Origin of the sequence: Herbaspirillum sp. VT-16-41, from assembly GCF_001994935.1 — a bacterium.
In the GTDB taxonomy this organism is placed as follows: domain Bacteria; phylum Pseudomonadota; class Gammaproteobacteria; order Burkholderiales; family Burkholderiaceae_D; genus Herbaspirillum; species Herbaspirillum frisingense.
Window position 1 is genome coordinate 98565 of the sequence record NZ_MUXB01000101.1, and the last position, 26041, is coordinate 124605.

At 62.8% G+C, this 26041-nt stretch carries 17 protein-coding genes; 8 read left to right on the top strand and 9 right to left on the bottom strand.

From position 1 onward, the window contains the following. Positions 1-143: 143 nt before the first annotated feature. Complete coding sequence (locus BTM36_RS11380; RefSeq protein ID WP_077236359.1) at positions 144-1073, bottom strand: LysR family transcriptional regulator; 930 nt, start codon at positions 1071-1073, stop codon at positions 144-146. A gap of 160 nt (positions 1074-1233) precedes the next feature. On the opposite strand from BTM36_RS11380, the gene gcl reads away from it, so the two are divergent. From gcl to pyk, 4 genes are all read left to right on the top strand, one after another. Beyond that, positions 1234-3009: a glyoxylate carboligase gene (gene gcl, locus BTM36_RS11385; protein ID WP_077236360.1), complete on the top strand. Its 1776-nt coding sequence runs from the start codon at positions 1234-1236 to the stop codon at positions 3007-3009. Between the two features lie 11 nt (positions 3010-3020). Then, a complete protein-coding gene (gene hyi / locus BTM36_RS11390; RefSeq protein ID WP_077236361.1) occupies positions 3021-3809 on the top strand; it encodes a hydroxypyruvate isomerase in 789 nt (262 codons plus the stop codon). Between the two features lie 75 nt (positions 3810-3884). Continuing rightward, positions 3885-4772, top strand: a complete 888-nt coding sequence (locus BTM36_RS11395) for a 2-hydroxy-3-oxopropionate reductase (protein WP_077236362.1) — start codon at positions 3885-3887, stop codon at positions 4770-4772. 195 nt (positions 4773-4967) lie between these two features. Beyond that, complete coding sequence (pyk, locus tag BTM36_RS11400; protein ID WP_077236465.1) at positions 4968-6386, top strand: pyruvate kinase; 1419 nt, start codon at positions 4968-4970, stop codon at positions 6384-6386. 59 nt (positions 6387-6445) lie between these two features. On the opposite strand, the gene BTM36_RS29340 is transcribed toward pyk, so the two are convergent. Together BTM36_RS29340 and BTM36_RS11410 are read right to left on the bottom strand one after the other, a co-directional pair. Continuing rightward, entirely contained in the window at positions 6446-8002 is a 1557-nt protein-coding gene (locus BTM36_RS29340) for a methyl-accepting chemotaxis protein (RefSeq protein ID WP_077236363.1), read from the bottom strand. A 24-nt stretch (positions 8003-8026) separates the two neighbouring features. Continuing rightward, positions 8027-9415: an 8-oxoguanine deaminase gene (locus BTM36_RS11410; RefSeq protein WP_077236364.1), complete on the bottom strand. Its 1389-nt coding sequence runs from the start codon at positions 9413-9415 to the stop codon at positions 8027-8029. A gap of 268 nt (positions 9416-9683) precedes the next feature. Between BTM36_RS11410 and BTM36_RS11415 the strand changes: the two genes are divergently transcribed. Further along, positions 9684-11135, top strand: a complete 1452-nt coding sequence (locus BTM36_RS11415; protein ID WP_254426980.1) for a DUF6402 family protein — start codon at positions 9684-9686, stop codon at positions 11133-11135. A gap of 11 nt (positions 11136-11146) precedes the next feature. Beyond that, entirely contained in the window at positions 11147-11776 is a 630-nt protein-coding gene (locus BTM36_RS11420; protein WP_077236366.1) for a hypothetical protein, read from the top strand. A gap of 66 nt (positions 11777-11842) precedes the next feature. Here the strand turns inward: BTM36_RS11420 and BTM36_RS11425 are convergent, their stop codons facing one another. The 3 genes from BTM36_RS11425 to BTM36_RS11435 all read right to left on the bottom strand — a co-directional run bounded on the left by BTM36_RS11425 (position 11843) and on the right by BTM36_RS11435 (position 16512). Continuing rightward, positions 11843-13606: an allantoate amidohydrolase gene (locus BTM36_RS11425; RefSeq protein ID WP_077236367.1), complete on the bottom strand. Its 1764-nt coding sequence runs from the start codon at positions 13604-13606 to the stop codon at positions 11843-11845. Between the two features lie 273 nt (positions 13607-13879). Then, the gene (locus tag BTM36_RS11430; RefSeq protein WP_006465210.1) at positions 13880-15274 is read right to left on the bottom strand and encodes a nucleobase:cation symporter-2 family protein; all 1395 of its coding nucleotides are present in this window, start codon (positions 15272-15274) and stop codon (positions 13880-13882) included. A gap of 293 nt (positions 15275-15567) precedes the next feature. Continuing rightward, positions 15568-16512 carry a LysR substrate-binding domain-containing protein gene (locus BTM36_RS11435; RefSeq protein ID WP_077236368.1) on the bottom strand — a complete coding sequence of 315 codons (945 nt, stop codon included), beginning with the start codon at positions 16510-16512 and terminating at the stop codon, positions 15568-15570. A 546-nt stretch (positions 16513-17058) separates the two neighbouring features. Here BTM36_RS11435 and BTM36_RS11440 point away from each other — a divergent pair. After that, positions 17059-18300: a urate hydroxylase PuuD gene (locus BTM36_RS11440; protein WP_077236369.1), complete on the top strand. Its 1242-nt coding sequence runs from the start codon at positions 17059-17061 to the stop codon at positions 18298-18300. Positions 18301-18331: 31 nt separating this feature from the next. Further along, positions 18332-19960, top strand: a complete 1629-nt coding sequence (hutH, locus tag BTM36_RS11445) for a histidine ammonia-lyase (RefSeq protein WP_077236370.1) — start codon at positions 18332-18334, stop codon at positions 19958-19960. 95 nt (positions 19961-20055) lie between these two features. Here hutH and BTM36_RS11450 read toward each other — a convergent pair whose 3' ends face one another. The 3 genes from BTM36_RS11450 to BTM36_RS11460 form a co-directional block, all read right to left on the bottom strand. Next, positions 20056-20736, bottom strand: coding sequence for a Fe2+-dependent dioxygenase (locus BTM36_RS11450; RefSeq protein WP_077236371.1), 681 nt, complete (start codon positions 20734-20736; stop codon positions 20056-20058). Between the two features lie 154 nt (positions 20737-20890). After that, positions 20891-23149 (bottom strand): catecholate siderophore receptor Fiu, encoded by a 2259-nt coding sequence (locus BTM36_RS11455; protein ID WP_077236372.1) that lies wholly within the window; start codon positions 23147-23149, stop codon positions 20891-20893. 486 nt (positions 23150-23635) lie between these two features. After that, positions 23636-25891, bottom strand: a complete 2256-nt coding sequence (locus BTM36_RS11460; protein WP_077236373.1) for a catecholate siderophore receptor Fiu — start codon at positions 25889-25891, stop codon at positions 23636-23638. Between the last annotated feature and the right edge of the window lie 150 nt (positions 25892-26041).

The following is a 26041-nucleotide window of genomic DNA, read 5'->3' on the forward strand; positions in this document are numbered from 1 at the left end:
AAACCCGCCTGGCAGGCGGATTTTGTTGCATTGCATTGTCGGCATACGGGTAAGCAATCAATCGCCGCAAATTGCCGCCAGGACCGAGATTTTGCCACTGTTGTCGGATTGCATCCGGGAACGCCCGCTTTTCGACGTTCGCCTCAGGCGGTGCGGGCTGGACTGCGCGCCCGGTTCCAGTAGTCCGGCTGGGCATAGACTTCCTTGAGGTAATCGATGAAAAAGCGCGTCTTGGCCGGCAGGTGCCGCTGCTGCGGGTAGACCGCCATGATGTCGTAGTGGGGCAGGGCGTAGTCATCCAGCACCGTCACCAGCGCGCCTGACGCCAGTTGCGCCTGGATTTCCCAGGTGGAGCGCCAGGCCAGTCCCAGCCCTTCGCTGGCCCAGCGGTGCAGCAGTTCGCCATCGTTGCAATCCAGCTTGCCCTGCACCTTGATGATGACCGGTTTGCCATTCTGCTGGAAATACCAGCCGCGCTGCTGGCCTCCCTGCAGATTGAAGGCCAGGCAGTTATGGCGCGCCAGGTCGTCCAGCGTGCGCGGGATGCCGTGGCGATGCAGGTAATCCGGCGCCGCGCAGACCACGCGGCGGTTGCTGGCCAGGCGCACGGCCACGAAACTGGGTTCGATGGCGCCGCCGATGCGGATGCCCAGGTCATAGCCCTCGCGCACCAGATCCACCACGCGATCGGTCAGGTTGAAGGAGATCTGCACCTCCGGGTGGGCCGCCAGGAAGGTCGGGGCATGCGGCGCCACATGCAGGCGGCCATAGGCGGCGGGCGTGGAGACCACCAGATGACCGGTAGCCTTGTGACGCCCTTCGGCAACGCTCTTTTCGGCCGTATCCATCTGCTCCAGCAGCTTGCGGCAGTGATCCAGGAAGACGCTGCCCTGCTCGGTCAGCGTCAGGTGGCGCGTGGTCCGGTGCATGAGCTTGGTCCCCAGGCGCTTTTCCAGGGCATCGATGCGCCGCCCCATCATCACCGGCGTGACCTGTTCTTCCAGCGCGGCGGCGGCCAGGCTGCCCTTGTCCACTACCGAAACGAAGGCTTCGATCTGCTTGAGTTTGTCCATCAATTCCTCCCGGCTGCAGTGTAATTCAATACTTTTTCTATGTTTCCATACTTTTGGTAAGTAATCAGTGGATTCTGATGATACTTATCATCCGGATTTGTAATGACTAGCATGGCCTCCAGAGATCAACACCATCCCAACGGACATCTGGAGAACGAGCATGGCAAAGATGAGAGCAGTCGACGCGGCAGTGCATGTACTGGTCAAGGAGGGCTGCCTGCAGGCCTTTGGCGTGCCGGGCGCGGCCATCAACCCCTTCTATTCGGCCCTCAAAAAGCACGGCGGCATCGGACACATCCTGGCGCGCCATGTGGAGGGCGCCTCCCACATGGCCGAGGGCTATACCCGCGCCAGGGCCGGCAACATCGGCCTGTGCATCGGTACCTCGGGGCCCGCCGGCACCGACATGATCACCGGCCTCTATTCGGCCCAGGCCGATTCCATTCCCATCCTGTGCGTCACCGGCCAGGCCCCGCGTGCACGGCTCTACAAGGAAGACTTCCAGGCCGTGGACATCGAATCCATCGCCAAGCCCGTCACCAAGTGGGCCGTGACCGTGCGCGAGCCGGCCCTCGTGCCACGCGTGTTCCAGCAGGCTTTCCACCTGATGCGCTCGGGCCGCCCGGGGCCGGTGCTGATCGACCTGCCCTTCGATGTGCAGATGGCCGAGATCGATTTCGACCCGGATACCTATGCGCCGCTGCCGGTCTATCGTCCCGCCGCCACCCGCGCCCAGATCGAGAAGGCCCTGGAGATGCTCAACGCCGCCGAACGTCCGCTGCTGACCATCGGCGGCGGCGTGGTCAATGCCGACGCTGCCGGGCTGGCAGTGGAGTTTGCCGAACTGACCGGCGTGCCGGTCATCCCCACGCTCATGGCCTGGGGCGCCATTCCCGACGATCACCCGCAGATGGCCGGCATGGTCGGCCTGCAGACCAGCCACCGCTATGGCAATGCCACGCTGCTGGCCTCGGACTTCGTGCTGGGTATCGGCAACCGCTGGGCCAACCGCCATACCGGCTCCATCGATGTCTTCACCAAGGGCCGCAAGTTCGTCCACGTCGACATCGAGCCGACCCAGATCGGCCGCGTCTTTGGTCCCGACTATGGCATCGTCAGCGATGCCGGCGCGGCACTGAAGCTGTTCGTCGAGGTGGCACGCGAGCTCAAGGGGGCGGGCCGCCTGCCGGACCGCTCCGCCTGGCTGACGGAGTGCCAGCAGCGCAAGAAGACCCTGCAGCGGCGCACCCATTTCAACGAGGTACCGGTCAAGCCGCAGCGCGTCTATGAAGAAATGAACCGCGCCTTCGACCGCGATACCTGCTACGTCGCCACCATCGGCCTGTCGCAGATCGCCGCCGCGCAATTCCTGCATGTCTACAAGGACCGCCACTGGATCAACTGCGGCCAGGCCGGTCCGCTGGGCTGGACCATCCCCGCCGCGCTGGGCGTGGTGGCTGCCGATCCGCAGAAGAAGGTGGTGGCCATCTCGGGCGACTACGACTTCCAGTTCATGATCGAAGAACTCGCCGTGGGCGCGCAATTCAAGCTGCCCTACCTGCACGTGCTGGTCAACAACTCCTACCTCGGCCTGATCCGCCAGGCCCAGCGCGGCTTCGAGATGGACTACTGCGTGCAGCTGGCCTTCGAGAACATCAACGCCCCCGAACTGCAGGGCTATGGCGTGGACCATGTGGCCGTCGTCGAGGGTCTGGGCTGCAAGGCCATCCGCGTGACCGACCCCAATGGCATCCAGGACGCACTGGCCCAGGCGCAGCGCTGGATGGCCGAGTATCGCGTGCCGGTGGTGGTGGAAATCATCCTGGAGCGCGTCACCAACATCGCCATGGGCACCGAGATCGATGCCATCAATGAATTCGAAGCCCTGGCCGAGCGCGCCGAGGATGCGCCCACCGCCATCAGCCTGCTGGACTAAGAGGAGACACCATGACCCGACTTGCTGCCAATCTCACCATGCTGTTTGCTGAACAGCCTTTCCTGGAACGCTTCAAGGCTGCGGCCGATGCCGGTTTCAAGGGCGTGGAATTCCTGTTCCCGTATGCCTTCACGCCACAGCAGATCGCCGACCAGCTGCGCACCCATCGCTTGCAACTGGTATTGCACAACCTGCCAGCCGGCAACTGGGATGCGGGCGAGCGGGGTATTGCCTGCCACCCGGACCGGGTGGCCGAGTTCCGCGCCGGTGTCGATGAGGCGATCCGCTATGCCAAGACGCTGGATGTGCAGCAGCTGAACTGCCTGGTCGGCATCCTGCCACCGGGTGTCGCGCGCGAGGCCGCCCGCGAGGTGCTGGTGGGCAATCTCAAGTACGCCGCCAGCAAGCTCAAGGAGCAGGGCATCCGCCTGCTGATCGAACCGATCAACCATTTCGACATCCCCTGCTTCTTCCTCAACACCACGCGCCAGGCGGTAGAGCTGATCCTGGCCACCGGCTCGGACAATCTCTTCGTCCAGTACGACATCTATCACATGCAGCGCATGGAGGGCGAACTGGCCAACACCCTCAAGGCCAACCTTTCCCTAATCGGCCACGTGCAACTGGCCGACAACCCCGGGCGCGGCGAGCCCGGCAGCGGCGAAATCAATTACCGCTACCTGTTCGGCTGGCTGCAGGAGATCGGCTATCGCGGCTGGATCGGCTGCGAATACAAACCGCAGGCCGGCACCGTCGCCGGCCTGGGCTGGATGGCGCAACACGGCTTGCAGCACGCGTGAGGGCGTGAGTGCGTGAGCGCGTGAATGCGCAAGTGCGCGCAAGCAGGATTTCATCTTTTCTTGAGGAGACACAGCATGGCAAAAGTCGGATTCATCGGCCTGGGTATCATGGGCGCACCCATGGCGGACAAGCTGCAACAAGGCGGCCACAAGCTCTACCTGCATGACCAGAAAAACCCGCCGGCGGGATTGCTGGAAGGCGGTGCCACCGTCTGCACCTCGGGCGCGGAAGTGGCCAAGCGCGCCGACATCGTCATCGTCATGGTGCCGGATACGCCGCACGTCCAGGCTGTGCTGTTCGGCGAAAAGGGCGTGGCCGAAGGCCTCTCGCCCGGCAAGATCGTGGTCGACATGAGTTCCATCTCGCCCATCGCCACCAAGGAGTTCGCGCAGAAGATCAACGCCCTGGGTTGCCAGTACCTGGATGCACCGGTCTCGGGTGGCGAAGTCGGCGCCAAGGCCGCCTCGCTGACCATCATGGTCGGCGGATCGGAATCGGCCTTCAATGACGTCAAGCCCCTGTTCGAACTGATGGGCAAGAACATCACCCTGGTCGGCGGCAACGGTGACGGCCAGACCACCAAGGTCGCCAACCAGATCATCGTGGCCCTGAACATCCAGGCCGTGGCCGAGGCACTGCTGTTCGCTTCCAGGGCAGGTGCCGATCCGGCCCGGGTGCGGCAGGCACTGATGGGCGGTTTCGCCGCCTCGCGCATCCTGGAGGTGCATGGCGAGCGCATGGTCAAGCGCAGCTTCAATCCGGGCTTCCGCATCGAATTACACCAGAAGGATCTGAACCTCGCCCTGCAAGGTGCCAAGGCGCTGGGCATCAGCCTGCCCAACACCGCCACCGCGCAGGAGCTGATGAATGCCTGCGCCGCCCATGGCCTGAGCGGACTGGATCACTCGGCGCTGTGTCGCGCCGTGGAGATCATGTCCAATCATGAGATCGCCCAGGCCTGAGCAGTTGACGCTGCCAGCATGAGGTGCGGCCGGGGATGATGATGGTCCTGGCATACCTCATCCCGTTCGGACTGAGTAGCCGCGCAAGCGGCGTATCGAAGGCGCGCAGACGTGAGAGCGCCTTCGATACGATCCTTCGGATCTACTCAGTCCGAACGGCTTTTTAGTGATCAAAACAATTTAAAGAGGATGTTCATGCGCCGCCAACGCCAGGCCAAAATCGTCGCCACCCTCGGCCCCGCCAGTGCCACGCCGGAAATGATCCGCGCCCTCTTCGAGGCGGGTGCCGACGTATTCCGTTTCAATTTCAGTCACGGCAGCCACGCCGACCATCACGCCCGCTACCAGATCGTGCGCCAGGTTGAGCAGGAAGTGGGCCGTCCCATCGCCGTGCTGGCCGATCTGCAAGGCCCCAAGCTGCGCATCGGCCAGTTCGCCCAAGGCCGTGTGAGTGTCGAGGCCGGGCAGGCCTTCGTGCTGGACCACGACGCGACCCTTGGTGATGCTCACCGGGTATGCCTGCCGCATCCGGAATTGTTCGAGGTCATCGGCCCCGGGCAAAGCCTGTTGATCGACGATGGCAAGGTGCGGCTGCAGGTCGACTCCAGCGATGGCGCCCGTATTCTCACCCGCGTGGTCAACAGCGGCATGCTGTCCGACCGCAAGGGTGTCAATGTGCCGGATGCAGTGTTGCCGATCCCCGCACTGACCGCCAAGGACCGGCGCGACCTCGATTTCGCATTGGACATGGGCGCGGACTGGATCGCACTATCCTTCGTACAACGTCCTGAAGATGTGAAGGAAGCCCGCACCCTGGTTGCAGGCCGCGCGGCCATTCTTTCCAAGCTGGAAAAGCCTGCTGCGCTGGACCGGCTGGAAGAGATTGTCGACGTCTCGGACGCCATCATGGTGGCGCGCGGCGACCTCGGTGTGGAGCTGCCCCCGGAATGCGTGCCGGGCACGCAAAAGCGCATCCTGCGTGCCTGCCGCCAGCAGGGCAAGCCGGTCGTGATCGCCACCCAGATGCTGGAATCCATGATCGGCGCCCCGGTCCCCACGCGTGCTGAAGTTTCGGATGTGGCCAGTGCCATCTACGACGGCTCGGACGCGGTGATGCTCTCGGCCGAATCGGCCCATGGCGACTACCCGGTGCAGGCGGTGACGATGATGGATCGGGTGATCACCGAAGTGGAGAGAGACCCGCTCTACCGCACGCTGATGCAGGCCCAGTACGCGGCCCCGCAGCGCAACCGCCCGGACGCCATCTGCGCCGCCCTGCGCGACGTCACCGGCATCCTCGGCGCCAGCGCCACGGTGACCTACACCAGCTCCGGCCATACCAGCCTGCGCGCCGCCCGCGAACGCCCGTCCGCGCCCATCCTCTGCATTACCCCGCAACTGACGACAGCCCGACGGCTGGCGCTGGTATGGGGCGTGCATTCCACCATCAGCGAACAGATGCACGACGAAAGCCAGCTGGTCGCTGCTGCCTGCCAGGCAGCGGTGCGGGAGGGATTTGCGCGCAAGGGGGACCAGATCGCCATCACCGCCGGCATGCCCTTCGGGCAGCCGGGGAGTACCAATCTGTTGCGGGTGGCGGAGGTGTGGGGATAGGCCAGATAACCATCATGATGGCCGGAGAAGCCGTTCAGTATCATGCTGAACGGTTTTTTTCATGGGTGCGCTGGCGCCAGCTTGAACACCCCCACCACCTCCTGCAACTGCACGGCCTGGTCGCGCATGGACTGGGCGGCGGCGGCGGCCTGTTCCACCAGGGCCGCGTTCTGTTGGGTCGATTCGTCCATCTGCGTGATAGCCCGGTTGATTTCTTCCAGGCCCGTGCTCTGCTCCTGGCTGGCCCGGCTGATCTCGGCGATGATGGTGTTGACCCTTTGCACGCTGGCCACCACATCCTCCATGGTGCTGCCGGCCTGCTGCACCAGGGTACTGCCGTTTTCGATCTTGCCCACCGAGTCATGGATCAGGGTCTTGATCTCGCGGGCGGCGCTGGCGCTGCGCTGGGCCAGCGAGCGCACCTCCGAGGCCACCACCGCAAAGCCGCGTCCCTGTTCGCCGGCACGCGCGGCTTCCACGGCGGCATTGAGCGCGAGGATATTGGTCTGGAAGGCGATGCCGTCGATGACCGCGATGATGTCCACGATCTGCCGTGAGGACGCATTGATGTCAGCCATCGTATCGACCACCTGATGCACCACGCTCCCGCCCTGTACCGCGATGCCGGAGGCGGTGCTGGCCAGTTGCGTGGCCTGGCGGGCGTTGTTGGCGTTCTGTCTGACGGTGGTGGTCAGCTCTTCCATGGCCGAGGCGGTTTCCTCCAGCGAGCCGGCCTGTTGCTCGGTACGGGCCGAGAGATCCAGGTTGCCGCTGGCGATTTCACCGGCGGCATGGTGGATCGTATTGCTGCCCTGGTGCACGCGACCAACGATGTTGCGCAAGTTCTCATTCATCAGTTTCAGGGCCGCCATCAGCTCGCCGGTCTCGTCGCGTGAGGTGACTTCCACCTGCGTGGACAGGTCGCCCTCGGCGACCCGCCGTGCCACGCTCACGGCATGCCCGAGCGGACGCGAGATGCTGCGCGAGACCAGCCATGCGACTGCGGTAGCCAGCAGCAGAGCGACCACGGCCAGGCTGTTGATGAGTAGACTGGCACTGGCAGAATCCCGGGTGGCTGTTTCGCCGGCCGCATCCATCAGACCACCCTGGTAGTCGAACATGGCATCGAGCGCAATGAAGTACTTGATCTGCACCGGCATGAATTGCTGCGGCAGGAAGGCACGGGCTTCATCGGTGCGACCCGCCATGGCCAGGGCCATGAGCTGGTCGCGCGCGGGAACGTAGGCCTGGCGTGCCGCGATAGCGGCTTCCACGTATCGCCTGTCTTCCTCGGTGCGTGCCACTTGCTGAAGCCTGGTCAGGTACTCGTTCATCTTGCGGTCGGCCGCCGTGGCATCGGCGGCCAGGGCCTTGATGCGCTCGGGGTCGCTGGTGAGCATGATGTCGCGGATATCCAGGGCGATCTTGTTGACCTGGATCTGTACCGTGTTGGCCATGACCGTCTTGGGATAGCGGTCCTTGACGATGAGGCCGATGCCATCGGCCAGTCGTCCCAGTTGCAGGTTGCCGAGTATGGCGATGGCCAGCAGGAGCACCATGACTGCGCCAAAACCCAGCGCCAGGCGGGCGCCGATCTTCATGTCCGAGATACGCATGTTCGACTCCGGAGTGAGGGTGGGTTAGTGGGCGGATGAGCGGGCCGCTTCAGCCAGTTGCAGCGACAGGGCGTTATGCCGCTCCAGCACCACCCCCAGATCGATGCTGGTGAACTGCCCCTCGCGCACGATCACGCGACCGTTGATGATGCTGTAGTCCACATTGGCCGGGGTGCAGAACACCAGCGCGGCCACCGGATCATGCAGCGCCCCGGCAAAGGCCAGCTGGCGCGTGTCGAACAGCACCAGATCGGCTGACATGCCGGGTTTGAGCGCGCCGATGTCATCCCGATTCAATACCTTCGCACCCCCCAGGGTGGCGATCTCCAGCGCCTGCCGTGCCGTCATGGCGTCCGGGCCGAATCCTACCCGCTGCAGCAGCATCGCCTGACGCACTTCGCCCAGCATGTGGGCGCTATCGTTGGAGGCACTGCCATCCACCCCCAGTCCGACCGGCACGCCTGCGTCCAGCATCTTGCGGATGGGGGCGATGCCAGAGGCCAGGCGCATGTTGGAACAGGGGCAATGCGCCACGCCGGTGCCGGTGCGGGCAAAGAGATCGATACCGTGATCATCCAGTTGCACGCAGTGAGCGTGCCAGACGTCGTGGCCGACCCAGCCGCAGTCCTCGGCGTATTCGGCCGGGGTCATGTTGAATTTTTCGCGGCTGTAGGCGATGTCGTTGACGTTCTCGGCCAGGTGGGTGTGCAGGGAGACGTCGTAGTGGCGGGCCAGGTCGGCGGCTTCGCGCATCAGGTCGCGCGAGACCGAGAAGGGCGAGCAGGGGGCGACCACGATGCGCTGCATGGCGTGACGCGCCGGGTCGTGATAGGTCTCGATGAGGCGGCGACTGTCCTTGAGGATGGCCTCTTCGTCTTCCACCACCCGGTCCGGTGGCAGGCCGCCCTTGGATTGGCCTACGCTCATGGCGCCTCGGGCGCCGTGGAAGCGCATGCCGATCTGGGTCGCGGCTTCCAGGCTGTCGTCCAGGCGGGTCTGGTTGGGGTAGATGTAGAGGTGGTCGCTGCTGGTGGTGCAGCCGGAGAGGATCAGCTCGGCCATGGCGGTGAGCGTGGAGACCTGGATCATCTCGGGGGTGAGGCCGGCCCAGATCGGGTAGAGGTTGGTGAGCCAGTTGAACAGTTCGCCATTCTGCGCGGCGGGGATGACGCGCGTGAGGCTCTGGTACATGTGGTGGTGGGTATTGATCAGGCCGGGGATGACGACATGGTGGGTGGCGTCGATGATTTCATCGGCCTGCTGCGGCAGGTCGGCACTCTTGCCGACCTGTTCGATCACGTTGTCGCGGATGTAGATGGCGCCTTGCGGGATTTCTTCGCGGGTGTCGTTCATGGTGACGAGCACGCGGGCGTTCCTGATCAGCAGGGTCTTGCTGTTTGGCTTGTGTTGCATGTTGCTGGACTCCTTCTTGGGTTCCTTGTTTCTGTTGGATTGGCTTGCTTGCGGGTCGACGCAGGTGACAGGGGGAGTCCCTTTCTGGCCCTATTAACGCTGCGGCGCGTGGGGTTGCTGGGTAGATTGAATCCTGCCTGACACGGGTTGTTGGTTTATCGAGTCCACTGTAAAGACGTCCAGCCTATACCGGGGCAAGGCTCCTGAACATGCATGTTACTGCACTCGAATGCTTCACCAACTTGTCGTATGTGGACAGGTGAAAGTCATGGTGTTTCAAACTGCTACGATAGGTTTGGGCGGTCCTGCTGAGTACACTGGCGAGCTTGTTCGTCATCAAGCTGTCTGGAAATCCAGAAGCTGGAAGGTACTCCCGACAATGGCAAAGACAAGAAAAATCCCCTACTACAAGATAGCGAAGGCACGACTGCCGTTCAGCAAGCCCAGGTGGAAATGCCATGCCGGATTCGAAGGGTGTATCGCAATCAACACTCCTCAGACCGTCTCGTACGAACGCTTTGCTCCTGGCGAGGTAGCACCGTCTTCCAAGTCAATACCAACATCCTCCGGGTCCACGGCCGGGGATGTTGCTGCCGTGCGATCAGAGACCGAACATCAGAAGTCGACCGCATTCGGAAAGAAACAGGAACCGAAGGAATTTCGCGGCCAGCAGTTCGTGGAACTTGAGGCTGAAGATTGCGAGAAGCTCCCTGAATTCGACCTCCAGGACATTCCTGATGCGATGGATCGTATGAGGTGGCCCATGGCCGCCAAGCTCGCCAGGAAGTGGTTCAAAGGTCCTGCTCACGTATGGGACAATGACCTCGACTCTGTTCAACCTCTTGAGGACAAGCTCGTCACCCTGGATTGGGCACTGCGATACGGCAGCGTCAAAAAGCGTTTGAATAATCTCCTTCAAATGACTGGTTCAAAAAACGCGCAGGCTGTTCTCAAAAGAAAGCTTCTACGCCATGCGTCCGATACCTTCCAACGCGCCGCCAGTGCCAAGCCGAATCTCGATCTGGATACGACTGATTTCGTCGTCGACTTACGACAGTTTCATCTGGATTGGCACTTCCAAAAAATGGAAGTTTCCATACTGGACACCACAGAAGGCGTTCTTGTGCTCACGGATCTTTCTGGCGCATTGGGAAATTTTGTTCTCTATGCCGCCATAGGAAGAGCCCATCTCAACGGGGCAAGATATTTCAAATACGATACCGATCCGCAGCAGTTTTGCATGGATGCCTCAGCCTCCGTCACCCATGTCTATATCTACATCAAGGACAATTATTCTTTCAACGACAAAGATCCTTCCAGGAGTCAATATCTTGGACACTGGAATAAGCGCGACATGATTACGTCCTACTACCTCGCCGGTAATGACATCGCCGGGCAACTGAAACCAAGCCTTCGGCGCCAGAACAAAAATCACAACGCGCCAAAGGAAAACTTTCGTTTGAGGTCTGATTACCTCCCAGGCCAACACATCGTCGATAAGCCCGTCGATACAAGACGTAGCCTGTTCAGCAAATTCCAGGCAAAAGACGTCTATTGGCCCGTCTACAACAGGTCCTATAACGAATGGCGGAAGGCGCGCAACAGAGGAGAGGATTTTATGATTTACAGCAAACCTCAACTCTACAAACTGGAGACGCCCATCATCATCGACCTTGGTACGATATGCCGACCCTACGACACTACTTCAAAAAAACCGTAAAGAACGCTCTAGTGCTTGCCGCAGCGTGCTTTGCGGTCTTCTTGTCGGCGTTGTTGCTTGCCTGGCTCTTGCCATCCAACGGTCCTGACCTGCGCCCATTCCTCCTCCTGATGTACGCAAAAGAGACAGGCATTGGCGTGGCAATTTTCACAGCCGTCTTTTTTCTATTCAAGGCCTACAAAGTCTGTAAAACGGAAAGGTCCTTTCCCCAGGAACTATTCAAGATGACGCCAGCCATCATCGTTCTCTGCGTTGTCTTTCTAGTCTCATCAACCTATCTGTTCAACTTTTTCCACCAGCCCGACTGCACGCAACACGACTACACCGCAAAGTTTGACGGTGGAATAAAAAGAATTGGCAGCAAGACCTACCACATTCGCATCTGTGGCGCGGGTCTCATCGACAGTCATTTCCTTGGAGAGGGACTCGATAAGGTCCTTCTCTCGGTCACGGATGAACAAGGCGCAATTTTGGCAAAGAGGCACTACACGATCTTCGTGGACGACTCCCTGGGGTTGGCATCCTTGCAGATCAGTGAAGACAAGCTCCTCTATTTCGATGCGGACAGCAAGCAAGGCGAGATTGCAATTCCGCCCACCATCCAAGACTGGATAGGGGCGAGGATTCCGGTGTTCAATTGAACACGCACACATCATGGGCGTCGCATGCTTCCCGCCCGCGCGGTCGCCACATAAATATATAAATAATTAATGCTTCGCCCTGAAGCTGCGCAGGAAATCCAGCAGGATCTGTCCCGATACCTCCGCATCATCGGCCGTCATGGTCTCCAGCGGGTTGTGGCTGATGCCGCCGTTGCCGCAGCGGGTGAAGAGCATGCAGACGTCGGTCAGGCGGGCGATGGCCATTGCGTCGTGGCCGGCGCCGGAGGCCAGTTCGAAGGGCGGGACGCCGGCGCGTTCGGTGGCAGCGGCCAGTTGTTCCATCAGCCAGGGGGCGCAGGGGGCGGCCGGGGCGCTCAGGGTTTCTTCCAGCTTGATGTCGATGCTGCGCCGTGCGCCGATGTCTTCGATTTTGGCGAGGATGTCCTTGACCGCGGCCAGGCGGATGTCGTCACGGGCGGCGCGGATGTCCAGCGAGAGCTGGCAGGCGCCCGGGATGACGTTGGTGGAGCCGCGGGGTACCTGCAGCTGGCCGACCGTGCCGACCAGCGCAGCATGCTGGTCCTGTGAGCAGCGCTGTTCCACATAGAGGATGATCTCGGCGGCGGCGGCGGCGGCGTCCTTGCGCATGTCCATCGGCGTAGTACCGGCGTGGCTGGCCACGCCTTTCAGGTCGACCAGGTAGCGTGAGCTGCCGGCAATGGAGGTGACGATGCCGACCGGCAGGTCGCGGTTCAGCAGGACCGGGCCCTGTTCGATGTGGACTTCGACATAGCCCAGGATATCGGCGGCGTCGCGGGCGATCTGCGGGATGGCGGTGACGTCGTGGCCAGCCTGGGTGATGACCTCGCGCATGCTGATGCCGTCCTTGTCCTGCAGGTCGAGCAGCTTCATGTCGAACTGGCCGGTGACGGCATTGCTGCCCAGGAAGGTGCTCTTGAAGCGTACGCCTTCCTCTTCCGAGAAGCCGATGACTTCGAAATGGAAGGGCAGGGTCTCGCCCCGTTCATGCAGGTGCCTGACCACGGCGATGGGCAGCAGGATGCCTTCGCGGCCGTCGTACTTGCCGCCGTTGCGCACCGTGTCGTAGTGCGAGCCGGTCATCAGGGTCTTGGCCTGCGGGTCGCTGGAGAGGTAGCGGCCGACCACGTTGCCCACCGCATCGATGTGGACGTGCATGCCGGCTTCGCGCATCCATTGGGCGATCTGGTCGGCGGTGCGACGGTGGGTGTCGGTCAGGTAGGTGCAGGTGAGGGCGCCTTCGTCTTCGGACAGGGCGCCGATTTCCTCGGCCCATTGCATGACGGTGGCACCCAGTTGCGGGCGATGGCCCAGCAGGTCGTTCAGGCGCATCTCGGCAATGCGGCCGATCTGGCGCAGGGCTTCGCGCAGTTCGTCTTCGACCTGGTTGCGCAGGCGACGGGCGAAGGTGGCAATGATCTGCTGACGCGTCAGGCCAGCCCCGGTCGGGCCTTTCACCGCCAGGATGAAGGGGAAGCCGAAGCGGGCGTTGTAATCGGTGTTGAGCTGTTGCAGGCGGGCAAATTCCTCCGGGCTGCACTGGTTCAGGCCGGCGCGGGCCTGCTCGCCGGTGGATTCGGCGGTCAGTTCGCCGGCGATGGCGGCGCGGCCGGCCAGTTCCGGGTGGGCGCGGATCAGGCCCAGTTGTTCGGCGCGGCTGGCGTCGGTGACGACTTTCTGCAGGGCCAGTTTCAGGGCGGTGATGTTGCGGAAGGGACGCTGCAGCGCGGCGCGCTCGGGAATCCAGGGCGAATGCTCGTAGATGCCGTGCAGGGCGGCGATGAAGGCGGAGGCATCGGCCTCGTTCAATTGTTGCAGTGTCGTCGTCATGTGCTGGCCGGTCGGTCTGCGCCGGCTCCCTCGCTGGTTCGTTGCTGTTGCGATCAATACCGGCGCCCACGATCTGAAAATCAGTATTGTCGGCGCCGATTGTTGTCTGTGATTGTGGGTTGCCGCTGCCGTCCGGGGAGGGCAGCGGGCGCGCCCGGCGGGCATCCGGGCGCAGGTGAGACTTTAAAACATCTTGGCCCGGATGGCATCAACGGTTTCATCTGGCGCGTATCGGTTTTGGCATATCTGTCGATGGCAAGACCGCGCCTGCGCTCAGTGATCCGAGCTTTGTGCCGCCGCTACCGCATAGCGGGCCACGTCTTCCTCGCTGCCGCGGCCGTTGAAGAACAGGTTCAGCCCGACTGCCATGGCCGAGGCCAGCAGGATGCCGCTGTGGAAGATGGTGCCCAGCAGGTGCGGCATCTTGTCGAAGAAGGTGGGGGCGACGATGGGGATCATGCCCACGCCGATGCTGATGGCGACGATGAAGAGGTTGTTGCGATTGCCGTGGAAATCGACCTTGGAGAGGATCTTGATCCCGGTCGCCGCCACCATGCCGAACATCACGATGCCGGCGCCGCCCAACACGAATTGCGGGATCGAGGCGGCCACGTGCGCCATCTTGGGGAAGAGGCCAAAGGCGATCAGGATCACCCCGGCGGCCACGCAGACGAAGCGGCTGCGGATGCCGGTCACGCCTACCAGACCGACGTTCTGCGAGAACGAGGTATAGGGGAAGGTGTTGAAGAGGCCCCCGATCACCGTGCCCAGGCCATCCACGCGCAGGCCGCTGGCGAGCGCGCGGTCGTCGATCCGGCGGCCCACGATGTCGCCCAGGGCCATGAACATGCCGGTCGATTCGATCATGGTCACGATCATCACCAGGCACATGCTGATGATGGAAGCCAGGTCGAACTGCGGCAGCCCATAGTGGAAGGGCTGGATGAAGGCAAACCAGTCGGCCGCGTCCAGGCCGTCGAAGCTGATCTTGCCCAGTGCAAAGGCGATCACGAAGCCCACCACCATCCCCAGCAATACCGAGATGTTGGAGATGAATCCCCGCGTGTATTTGGTGATCAGCAGGATGGCCACCAGCACCACCGCTGCAATCGACAGCGACAATGGCGAGCCATAGTCGGGATTGGGCACCTTGACGAAGACGCCGTCGACCAGCTTGCCGATCACCGGTTGTCCACCCGCCGCCCAGTTGATGCCCACGCCCATCAGCGAGACCCCGATCACCGTGATCACGGTACCCGTCACCACCGGTGGAAAGTAGCGCATGAGCTTGCTCATGTAGGGCGAGGCCAGGATGCAGAACAGGCCCGAGGCAATCACCGCGCCATAGATGTGCAGGATGTTGAGCTGGGGATTGTTGGCCATGGCCACCATCGGTCCCACGGCGGCGAAGGTCACGCCCATCATGACCGGCATGCGGATGCCGAACTTCCAGATACCGGCACTCTGGATGATGGTGACCACGCCACAGCAGAACAGGTCGGCACTGATCAGGTAGGCGATCTCGGACTTGGGCAGGTTCAGGGCACCGCCGATGATGAGCGGCACGGCAATCGCACCGGCATACATCACCAGCACGTGCTGCATGCCGAGCGCGAAGAGCTTGAATACGGGTAGGCGTTCATCCACTGGATGGCTGGGGGCTTGCATGGGCTGTCTCCTGGTATTTTTTATGGAGGAACCTGACATGTGACCTTGCCCCGGCTGTCTGGAACGGGGCCTGCCTTGTCGCTTGAATGTGGTTCCGGCTCAGTGCCGTGTTCTGCCTTCCTGTGCGCTCTGGAGGTGGATACCGGCCTGATGCTGGCGATACTAAAGCAATCCGGCAGGGGCGATATAGTGGCCCCGGCATACCGCTACACGTCCGGGCGATATATGGACGGGTGTCATTTCCCTTTGCTGGCCGGCGTCCTGGCGGGTTGCCGCCGTGTCCGCCATGTCCCTCATGCCCGCCCCTGGGCCAGCAGCTTGGCGGCCGCGCTGACCTGGGCGCGCAGCCACTTGTGCTCGGTGGCCTGGTGCACGCGCTCGTGCCAGAGCTGGTAGAAGCGCAGCGGCGGGAACTTGATGGGCACCGTATAGCTTTTCAGGGCCAGCAGCTTTTCGTAGAAGCTGGCGAACTGCTGGCCGGCCGTCAGCACCAGGTCGGTCTGCGCCACCATGTAGGGCAGCATGCGGAAGTGGGCCGACTCCACCACCACGTTGCGATGCAGGTTCTGCTTTTCCAGGAAGTTGTCGATGGTGCCGTGATAGCCGGGCAGGATCTGCGAAGGCGCGGCGTGGGGCAGGGAGAGATAGTCCTCGATGGTCATCGCATCGCGGGCGGTGCGCTTGGCATAGGCGCAATCGGCGCGCATCAGGCAGACGATGGGGTCGTCGAACAGCTTGGAGAGATGCAGGTGCGGCGGCGGCTCGTCCCAGTTGGCGATGACCAGGTCCAGTTCGCCGTCCGAGAGCAGGCGCACGTAGTCGGTATCCGGGCCCAGCGCGTGGATCACGATGTGGCTGCGCGGCGATTCGCGACGCAGGCGCGCGATCACCTCGGTGAAGAAGGGCGTGTTCATGTAGTCCGGCGCAGCGATGTGGAAAGTACGCTCTTCCTCCTGCGGCACGAAGGCGGTCTTGGGCACGAACAGGCGCTCGGTCTCGTCGAGGATGCGCTTGGCCGGTTTCAGCAGGCTTTCGCCGTGCTGGGTCGGCACCATGCCACGGCCGCCGCGCACCAGCAGCGGATCACCGGTGAGCTCACGCAGCTTGCGCAGCGAAGCGGAGATCGAGGGTTGCGGCTGGTTCAGTTTCAGGGCCACGCGCGAGACATTCTTTTCGCACAGCAACAGATAGAGGATGCGGATGAGGTGGATATCGAGGTGGTCAGGCAGCCTGGACATGGGGATGTCTCCGGGGTCTTTGTTCTAGCGTGGGGCAGGTGACGGTTTTTCGTTCACTCTGATGGCACCGCATCGGGTGGGCGCCTTGTCGTTGTTATTCGTCAGGACCGGCTCGCGGCGGCGGCCTGGCGTGATGCGAGCGCAAGCGTCCCACATCCAGGGGGCATTTTTGTATATGGACTTTCGTATGTCAAATATATGTTGCCGGCCATGTTTTGCGCGGTCCCCGCGTTTATCGTTCGTGCAACCGGTCCGCGCCAGCCATTGCCAGCCTCACGAGGGCAGCGCCGCAGGACGAGGACCGAGACAACAGATGGCAGCAGCCATCGGGTCGTAGCGGCAGCACGACGGGAGACCAGCAGCGACGCCACTTCCAGGCTTCGTGCGCGTCCCGGCGCGCGGAAAGCCTTCACTCCCACTCATCCAGCAGTTTCCATGCGGCATGCATGGCGGGGGAGGGCTTTCATGGCGGCCCATTCCTGAGGCAATGCCTCGCCTGTCCGGAGTAGGTCGCGGTGGCGGACAGCAATCCTGCGTGGGGAAGACATGGAAGCACTCCTGGTTTCATATGGCATCGACTGGGCCAATCTGCTGGTTCGCTGGCTGCACCTGATCACGGGCATCGCCTGGATCGGCGCCTCTTTTTATTTCGTCTGGCTGGACAACTCCATCCGCCCGCCCAAACCGGGCAGCGACCTGGAGAAGAAGGGCGTCTCCGGCGAGCTGTGGGCAGTCCACGGTGGCGGTTTCTACAATCCGCAGAAGTATCTGGTGGCACCGGCCGAGCTGCCCCAGGAACTTCACTGGTTCAAGTGGGAAGCCTACGCCACCTGGATCACCGGCGTGGCCATGCTGTTCATCGTCTATTACTTCAATGCCTCGGCCATGATGGTGGACAAGTCGGTGGCCAATCTCTCCGGTATCGAAGCGGTGGGCGTGGGTATCGGCACGCTGGTGCTGGGCTGGATCGTCTATGACCTGCTGTGCCGCTCGCCGCTGGGCAAGCGCGAGGGCCTGCTGGGGCTGGTGATGTTCGTCTTCATCGTGGCCGTGGCCTATCTGCTCACGCACCTGCTGTCGGGACGGGCCGCCTACATCCATGTGGGTGCCATGATCGGCACCATCATGGTCGGCAATGTGCTGATGGTGATCATCCCCGGACAACGCAAGCTGGTGGAGGCGATGCAGCAGGGCCGCTCGCCCGACCCCATCCACGGTCGTCGCGGCAAGCAGCGCAGCGTGCACAACAACTACTTCACGCTGCCCATTTTGTTCATCATGATCAGCAACCACTATGCGATGACCTATACCCATGCCCATAGCTGGCTGGTGCTGGCGGCGATCATGGCGGCGGGTGTGCTGATCCGTCACTTTTTCAATCTGCGGCACAAGGGCCGGGTGTCGATCGGCTATCCCATCGCCGGGGTGGCCCTGCTGCTGGCCGTGGCGGTGGCGATCGCACCGCGTCCGGTGGCGCCGGTGGCTACCTCGGCACCCGCTGCCGCAGGCAGCGCCCCGGTTGCAGCGGCAGCGCCAGACTTCACCAGGATCCAGGCCATCATCACCCAGCGCTGCGCCAGCTGCCATTCGGACAAACCGACCCAGGCCGGCTTTGCCACGGCACCGGCGGGCATGATGCTGCAGACCCCTGAGCTGATCCACCAGCACGCGGCCAAGATCTTCCAGCGCGCCGTCCAGACCAAGGACATGCCGCTGGCCAACATGACCCAGATGACCGACGAAGAACGCGCCGACGTGGCCGCCTGGTTCCAGGCCGGCGCCAAGTAGGCCCGATCACGTCAGAAAGAAGATACGACACATGCATACCATCACCATCGACGGCTTCAACCTCAGCGCCGCGCAAGTCATCAGCGTTGCCCGCGCACCGCATCTCAAGGTCGCGCTGGCCGATTCCTCGCGCGCGGCCCTCAAGCACAGCCGCGACTACATCGAAAGCACCTGGATGCACGATGAAGCGCCCATGATGTACAGCTTCAATACCGGCGTGGGCTTGCTCAAGGACACGCGCATCAAGGTGGAACATATCGAACTGTTCCAGACCCAGTTGATCCGCGCCCACAGCGCCGGTATCGGCGAACCCTTCTCCGAGGAAGTCAGCCGCGCCACCATGCTGTTGCGTGCCAACGCGTTCGCCTCAAACTATTCCGCGCCCCGGGTGGAGGTGGTGGATCGCCTGCTGGCCTTCCTCAATGCCGGCATCCACCCCGTCATGCCGCAGAAGGGCTCGGTGGGCGCCTCCGGCGACCTGGCACCGCTGGCCTACCTGGCGGCCGCCATCGCTGGCTTCGACGAGGCTGAGGTGATGTTCCAGGGGCAGCGCATGCGGGCTCCGCAGGCCATCGAACAGGCCGGCATCGCACCGGTGAAGTTCGACCTCAAGGCCAAGGATGCCTCGGCGCTGATCAATGGCTGCACCGCCTCGCTGGCGGTAGCCATCCTGGCGGCGCACGATGCGCGCCACCTGCTGACCGATGCCTGCCTATCGCTGGGGTTGACGCTGGAGGCCATGCGCGCCGAGATGTCGGCCTTCGATCCGCGCATCCAGCAGGCGCGGCCGCATGCGGGGCAGATCAAGACGGCGGACGTGATCCGCACCCTCCTGCAGGGTTCCACCCGCACCACCCACGCAGCGCGTGCGGTGCAACTGCCGGATGAGCTGCGGCGCACCGATATCCCCTATACCTCACGCATCCAGGATGTGTATTCGCTGCGTTGCGCGCCGCAGGTGTATGGCCCGGTATTCGATGCGCTGGACTACATCGACACCATCATCGAGAAAGAAACCAATTCGGCCACCGACAACCCGCTGATCTTCAACAAGGAAGAGGGCGAAGGTTTCGAGATCATTTCCGGCGGCAACTTCCACGGCCAGTACCTGGCCCAGGCCATGGACCTGCTGGCCATGGCCATCACCGACCTGGGCAGCATCTGCGAGCGTCGCATTGCGCGGCTGATCGATCCCACGCTGTCATGGGGGCTGCCGCGCAACCTGATGAGTGGCGTGCGCGGCGTCAATACCGGCTATCCGGTGGTGCAGTGTTCGATGAGTGCGCTGGTGATGGAGAACCGCACGCTGTGCATGCCGGGCAGCGTGGACAGCATCCCCTCCAAGGGCAATAGCGAGGATCACATCTCCAACTCCACCTGGTGCGCGCGCAAGGCCCTGACGGTGGTGCAGAACACGCAGTACATCGTGGGTGTGGAAATGCTGCTGGCAGCGCAGGCGCTGACGATGACCGAAGACCTGCTCAAGGACTTCGTCCTGGGCCGTGGAACGCAGGCGGCCTACGACGAGATCCGCCGGCAGATCCCGGCCTGCCTGGAGGGGGACCGCTGGTTCCATGACGACGTGCAGGCCGCGCAGGGCTTCGTGGTCAGCGGGTCGGTGCGCGAGGCGGTGAAGGCAGCTATCGGACGTTTCGTCTGATCCCCCCCCCTGGGGGAAGAAAGCAGAAAGGCCGTCCGGTGTCATGCCGGACGGCCTTTCTGCTTAAACAATATAAAGAATTTACACTTCGGGAATTACACTTCGGCCCACTGCCGCAGCAGGTTGTGATAATGCCCGGTCAGTCCCAGCACTTCATCGGTGTCGCCGATCTGCTGGCGCAGGCTGTAGATGTTGCGGTCCAGTTCGAAGAGCATGCTGCGCTTCCAGTCGTCGCGCACCATGCTCTGGGTCCAGAAGAAGGAACAGACGCGGGCGCCGTGGGTGACCGGTTCCACACGGTGCAGGCTGGTGGAGGGATAGACGATCATGTCGCCGGCCGGCAGCTTGACCTCGTGGGTGCCGTAGGTATCGACCACCACCAGCTCGCCTCCTTCGTACTCGTCCGGGTCCGACAGGAACACCGTGGTGGAGACATCGGTGCGGATGCTGCCGGCGGCATTGGGCAGGTTGCGCACCGAGCCATCGACGTGCAGGCCGTAATGCTCGCCGCCTTCGTAGCTGTTGAACAGCGGCGGCATGGTCTTCTTGGGCAGGGCGGCGGCGAAGAACAGGGGATTCCTGCGCAGCGCCTCCAGGATGATCTCGCCCAGCTGGAAGCCCAGTGGCGAATGCTCCGGCAGTTGCCGGTTGCGCTTCACCCGTGCGCCCTGGTCGCCGACGGTGGCGCGGCCGTCGATCCAGTCGGCGCGGTCCAGTTCGGTGCGGATGTGGCGCACCTGCTCGGCGCTGAGGACTTCGGGAATGTGCAGCATCATGATGAACCTCTCCTGTCGCGAATGAAAAGGCCCCTCCACGCGGGAGGGGCCGTCAAGTCTGGCTGATCCATGAAGGACTCAGCGGGCGCCACCACTTTAGGCAAAGTGCATGGCGCCGGGGCTGAGGCAGATCAAATCATCGCCATGGGCAGGGTCAGAACTTGAAGTTGGCGGTGAGCGCCACGGCGCGTGGCGAACCCGGGGTGTAACGATAGCCGCTCTTGTTGATTGCCGCTACGTAGTCCTTGTTGAAAATATTGTAGAGATTCAACTGCAGGTCCACGTTCTTGTTCACGACATAACCGAGCATGCTGTCCACCACCCAGTAGGAATTGGCGTACTTGGGCGTGCCGACCGCGCCGTCGGTGCCGCGCAGCAGCGAGCTGACGTAGCGCGCACCGCCGCCGATGGTGAAGCCCTGCGGCAGGCGGTAGGTGGCCCAGGAGGTGAAGGCCTGCTTGGGGGTGTAGGCCAGGTTGTTTTCACCCGAAGCGGTGGTGATGGCACCGCTGTCGACCTTGGTGTCCATCCAGGTGTAGCCGGCGGCCACCGAGAGGTTGTTGGTGACGTCACCGGTCACGCCCAGTTCGATCCCCTGCACGGTCTTCTTGCCGGTCTGGAAGTAGCGACCGGAGGTGCCGTCCTGCTCGACTTCATTGCTCACTTCGGTGTGGAACACGGCGGCGGTCACGGCCAGCTTCTTGTTCAGCAGATCCCACTTGGTACCCAGCTCGCTGGTCTTGGTCTTCTGCGGCGCGTAGTTGGAATTGGCGGCGCTGTTGACCGCGCTGGAGAGCGCAAAGTTGGCGCCACCCGGCGGCTGCTGCGAAGTCGCATACAACGCGTAGATGCTGCTGTAGTCGGTCGGCTTGAAGATCGCGGCCAGTTTCCAGTTGAACAGGTTGCCCGAGGTCGACAGGTTGGTGATGGTGCCGGCGGCGTTGGAGTAATACGTGGTGCGATAGTGATCTTCGCGGATGCCGCCGTTGATCGACCACTGCTCGTTGAACTTCACGGTATCGAACAGGTAGGCCGAGATGGTATCGGTCTTGCCGTCGTTGTAGCCGGTCGGGGTGATGGTGTAGCTGCCACTGCCGAAGTTGGCGTTCGGGCTGTACAGGTTGGCCGCCGGCAGTGTGCCGCTGCTGGTGAAGGAGGTGGCATGCTGCTTTTCCTGCGTGAATTCCACGCCGCCCACCAGGGTGTGCTGCAGCGAACCGGTCTTCAGGTTGGCTGTCAGGTTGGTCTGGTTGGTGAGGATCTCATTGGACTGGTCCTTGCGGGTGGGCAGGTTGCGGGCCAGGGTCCAGGTCGACAGATTGGTCGCCGAGGGGGTGAGCAGGCCGGTCGCCCGGGTGCTGGTGGCGGTGCCGGTCGCCATGAAGGAGGTCAGGAAATAATCCTGGGTGGTCTTGGCGTAGCGGGTGGTGTTCTGCAGCTTCAGGTCCTGCGAGAAGTCATGTTCCACGCGGGCGGTGAACATGTCGGAGGTGACCTTGTCGTAGTCGTTCACGTTGCCGTAGAAGTTGCTGGAACCCACGCGCGGGGCGCTGGAGATGTACGGACGGGCCGGGTCCGGCGAGGTATAGCCGGGCAGGCCGATGGTCGGCACACCGCCGTCGGGGACGTTGTCCTGGTCGATGTGCAGGTAGTTCAGGAACACCCGGGTCGGGCCGTTCAGGCCGAAGGCCAGCGAGGGCGCGATGCCGTAGCGGTCATTCTTGACTTCGTGGCGCCCGGGGACGCCGCTGTCCTGCTTCATCAGGTTCAGGCGCAGGGCGATGCCGCGGTCTTCATCCAGGACCTTGTTCCAGTCGGCGGTACCGCGCTTCTGGTTCCAGCTGCCATAGGTGGTGGAGGCGTTGAAGAAGTTGCTCATCTCGGCCTGCTTGGTGACCAGGTTGATGGAACCGGTCGGCGAGCCGCGGCCGTTGTCGGTGCCGGCCGGACCCTTCAATACTTCCACCTGCTGGATGTTGAACATGTCGCGCGAGATCGACCCGAGGTCGCGCACGTTGTCCACGAAGATGGCGCTGGAGCTGTCGAAGCCGCGCATGTAGATGGCGTCGCCGGTGCTGGTGTTGCCGTTCTCACCGAGATAGAAGGTGCCCACGCCGGGGCTGTTGCGCAGCGCCTCGGTCAGGGTGGTGGCGCCTTGCTGGTCGATCAGTTGCTTCTTGATGACGGTCAGGGTCTGCGGGGTATCCACCAGCGGCTGGCTGTATTTGGTGGAGGAGGCCTTGTCGGCCTTGTAATCCGATTCCTGGGCGGCGGTCACTTCCACCTTGGGCAGGGTGCTGGTCTGGGCGTGGACGCCGACGGCGGGCAGCAGCAGGGCGCCGGCAACGGCGGCGGACAGGCGGGTCGAAGCGAACGCGGGCTGCGCGTGCTTGCGGCTCTTGATGTAGCTCATGGCAAGGTTCCGAGAGAAGTTGTTTTGGGTTCTCTTGGCTGGCTATGAGTCGGACGGGCGGCCGGTCGGTCAGCGGGGACCCGGCCTGCACCGCCGCAATGGCTGGCGAGTACGTGTTTTTTTGTTATCTGATATCGCTCGTTGTCTAACAACTGGATACAAGATATTTACAATTATAAAAGACACTCTAAATAAAAGTGATTCTTATTCGTAAAAATTTTATTTCGGGCGCGCCAACTCGGTATCTGTGTTGTACAAAGAACACGGACAGGATTGCTCAGCGATGGGTAGACGTCGGCAATCCGGCTTGAGAAGGCATTTCCGCCGGTCTCGGAGACGAAGAGGGAGAGGAGGGGGAGAAGGGAATGGGAGGGGGAGAGCGGTGACGACAGAACGTCGTCACCGGAAGGCTAGGGCCTTAGTTTGCTTCATTCGAAATCAATTCGAAGTGCACTACCTTGCCCCGATTCAACACGATGCCGCGGCCTAGAACTTGAAGTTGCCCGTCAGCGCGAAGGCGCGTGGGGCGCCCGGCGTGTAACGGTAGCCGCTCTTGTTGATGGAGGCGGCGTAGTCCTTGTTGAACAGGTTGGTGACGTTGAACTGCAGGTCCACCGTCTTGTTGAACACATAGCCGGCCATGGCGTCGGCCACCACATAGGCGTCGGTCCGGGTGGGTGTACCGATGGCGCCGTCACGTCCGCGCCGCAGACCACCCGAATAGCGCAGGCCGCCGCCCACCACGAAGCCCTGCGGCAGGCGCCAGTTGGCCCAGCTGGTGAAGGATTGCTGGGGCGTGTAGTTCAGGACGTTCTCGCCGCTGGCGGTGACGATCCTGCCGCTCTCGACGGTACTGTTCATGCGGCTGTAGCCGGCGGTGAGCGAGAGGTTGGGCGTCAGTTCACCGCTCACGCCCAGTTCCAGGCCCTGGTTGCGCTTCTTGCCGGTCTGAAAATAGACACCGCTGGCTTCATCCTTCTCCACCTCGTTGCTGACTTCGGTGCGGAACAGGGCGGCCGTCAGCAGCAGTTTGCGGTCCAGGATTTCCCATTTGCTGCCGACTTCGGCGGTGCGGGTCTTCTGCGGCGCGTAGTCGGGGTTGGATGCGCTGTCCTTGCTGGCGCTGAGGTTGAAATTGGCACCGCCCGGGGGCTGCTGCGACGTCGCCATCAGGGCGTAGAGGCTGCTGTTGCGGGTCGGCTTGAAGACGCCGGCCAGCTTCCAGTTCAGCAGGTTGCCGGAGGTCTTGAGCTGGGTGGGGCCATTCTGGTTGAGGTTGAAGAAGCGGGTGCGATAGTGGTCTTCGCGCAGGCCGACGGTGACGGAGAAGCGTTCATCGAACTTGACGGTGTCCAGCAGGTACAGCGAGGCGGTGTCGGTCTCGCCCTTGTTGCGGCCGCTGACGTTGATCCTGAGCTTGCTGTCGTCGAAACGCGGATCGGGCGCATACAGGTTGGCATCCGGGCGCGGGCCACCGCTGGCGGTGAAGGAAAGCGCATCCTGGCGTTCGCTGCTCAGTTCCAGTCCGCCCACCAGGGTGTGCTGCAGGGGACCGGTAGCGAGCTCGGTACTCACATGGGTCTGGTTGCTGAGGATGTGGTTGGCCTGATCACGCCGGTTGATCAGCTGGCGGCCCAGCAGCCAGGTGGAGCGGTCGTTGATCGAAGGTGTCTTCAGGCCGGTGTCGAAGCGGCTGCTCTTCGCGCCCGTGGCGAGGAAGGAACTGAGGCGATAGTCCTGGTCGGTGCGGGCATAGCGGGTGCTGTTCTGCAGCTTCAGTTGCGGTGAGAAGTCGTGCTCCACGCGCAGGGTGTACATGTCGGCGTTGACGCGGTCATAGTCGTCGACATGACCGTAGAAGTTGTGCGGATTGACCCTGGGTGCCTGGCTCAGGAAGGGGCGCGCGGGGTCGGGCGAGCTGTAGCCGGGCAGGCCGATGGTGGAGACACCGCCATCCGGGCGGTTGTTCTGTTGCATGTGGAGGTAGTTCAGGAAGATGCGGGTCGGGCCGTTCAGGCCCCAGGCCAGCGAAGGTGCGATGCCGTCGCGGCTGCTGTGGACTTCATGGCGGCCCGGTACGCCGCTGTTCTGCTTCATCACATTCAGGCGCAGCGCCAGGCCGCGGTCGTTGTCCAGCACCCGGTTCCAGTCCACCGTGGCGCGCTTCTGGTTCCAGCTGCCGTAGGTGGCCGAGGCACTTAGCGCATCGGCCAGTTCGGGCTGCTTGGTGACCAGGTTGATGGAGCCGGTCGGCGAGCCGCGCCCGTTGTCGGTGCCGGCCGGGCCTTTCAATACTTCCACCTGCTGCAGGTTGAAGACATCGCGCGAGATCGCGCCCAGGTCGCGCACGTTGTCCACGAAGATGGCGCCGGAGGCGTCGAAGCCGCGCATGTAGACCGTGTCGCCGGTGCTGGTGCTGCCGTTCTCGCCGAGGAAGAAGGTGCCCACGCCGGGCGTGTTGCGCAGGGCCTCGGTGAGCGAGGTCGCGCCCTGCTGCTCCATCAGCGGGCGTTTGATGATCTGCAGGGTTTGCGGAGTATCGACCAGCGGCTGGGTGTATTTGGGGGAGGCCGAGCGCTCGGCCTTGTAGGGCGATTCCCGCGCGGCATCGACCTGCAGGCCCGGCAACTGGCTGCCGCCGGCCTGGGCATGGGCGGCCACGGCGGGCAGCAGCAGGGCACTGGCGAGGGCGGTGCGCAGGCGGGTAGGGGTGGGATGTTTGCGACTCTTGATCAGGCTCATGTCAGGTTCCGAGAGAGGGGTTGCGAAATCTCTTGGCTGGCGATGAGGGGGCGGGCGGGGCAGGCGTCGACGCCGCTCCTGCGCGCTTGCCGACGTGTGGCTGGCGATCAGATATCAGGGATATCCGGCCGCTGGCTGGAAGACCTCACG

What these genes read in the sequence shown, in the direction of transcription:
- BTM36_RS11380 (WP_077236359.1), bottom strand. Translation starts at nt 1,073, where the DNA reads ATGGACAAACTCAAGCAGATCGAAGCCTTCGTTTCGGTAGTGGACAAG.
- gcl (WP_077236360.1), top strand. Translation starts at nt 1,234, where the DNA reads ATGGCAAAGATGAGAGCAGTCGACGCGGCAGTGCATGTACTGGTCAAG.
- hyi (WP_077236361.1), top strand. Translation starts at nt 3,021, where the DNA reads ATGACCCGACTTGCTGCCAATCTCACCATGCTGTTTGCTGAACAGCCT.
- BTM36_RS11395 (WP_077236362.1), top strand. Translation starts at nt 3,885, where the DNA reads ATGGCAAAAGTCGGATTCATCGGCCTGGGTATCATGGGCGCACCCATG.
- pyk (WP_077236465.1), top strand. Translation starts at nt 4,968, where the DNA reads ATGCGCCGCCAACGCCAGGCCAAAATCGTCGCCACCCTCGGCCCCGCC.
- BTM36_RS29340 (WP_077236363.1), bottom strand. Translation starts at nt 8,002, where the DNA reads ATGCGTATCTCGGACATGAAGATCGGCGCCCGCCTGGCGCTGGGTTTT.
- BTM36_RS11410 (WP_077236364.1), bottom strand. Translation starts at nt 9,415, where the DNA reads ATGCAACACAAGCCAAACAGCAAGACCCTGCTGATCAGGAACGCCCGC.
- BTM36_RS11415 (WP_254426980.1), top strand. Translation starts at nt 9,684, where the DNA reads ATGGTGTTTCAAACTGCTACGATAGGTTTGGGCGGTCCTGCTGAGTAC.
- BTM36_RS11425 (WP_077236367.1), bottom strand. Translation starts at nt 13,606, where the DNA reads ATGACGACGACACTGCAACAATTGAACGAGGCCGATGCCTCCGCCTTC.
- BTM36_RS11430 (WP_006465210.1), bottom strand. Translation starts at nt 15,274, where the DNA reads ATGCAAGCCCCCAGCCATCCAGTGGATGAACGCCTACCCGTATTCAAG.
- BTM36_RS11435 (WP_077236368.1), bottom strand. Translation starts at nt 16,512, where the DNA reads ATGTCCAGGCTGCCTGACCACCTCGATATCCACCTCATCCGCATCCTC.
- BTM36_RS11440 (WP_077236369.1), top strand. Translation starts at nt 17,059, where the DNA reads ATGGAAGCACTCCTGGTTTCATATGGCATCGACTGGGCCAATCTGCTG.
- hutH (WP_077236370.1), top strand. Translation starts at nt 18,332, where the DNA reads ATGCATACCATCACCATCGACGGCTTCAACCTCAGCGCCGCGCAAGTC.
- BTM36_RS11450 (WP_077236371.1), bottom strand. Translation starts at nt 20,736, where the DNA reads ATGATGCTGCACATTCCCGAAGTCCTCAGCGCCGAGCAGGTGCGCCAC.
- BTM36_RS11455 (WP_077236372.1), bottom strand. Translation starts at nt 23,149, where the DNA reads ATGAGCTACATCAAGAGCCGCAAGCACGCGCAGCCCGCGTTCGCTTCG.
- BTM36_RS11460 (WP_077236373.1), bottom strand. Translation starts at nt 25,891, where the DNA reads ATGAGCCTGATCAAGAGTCGCAAACATCCCACCCCTACCCGCCTGCGC.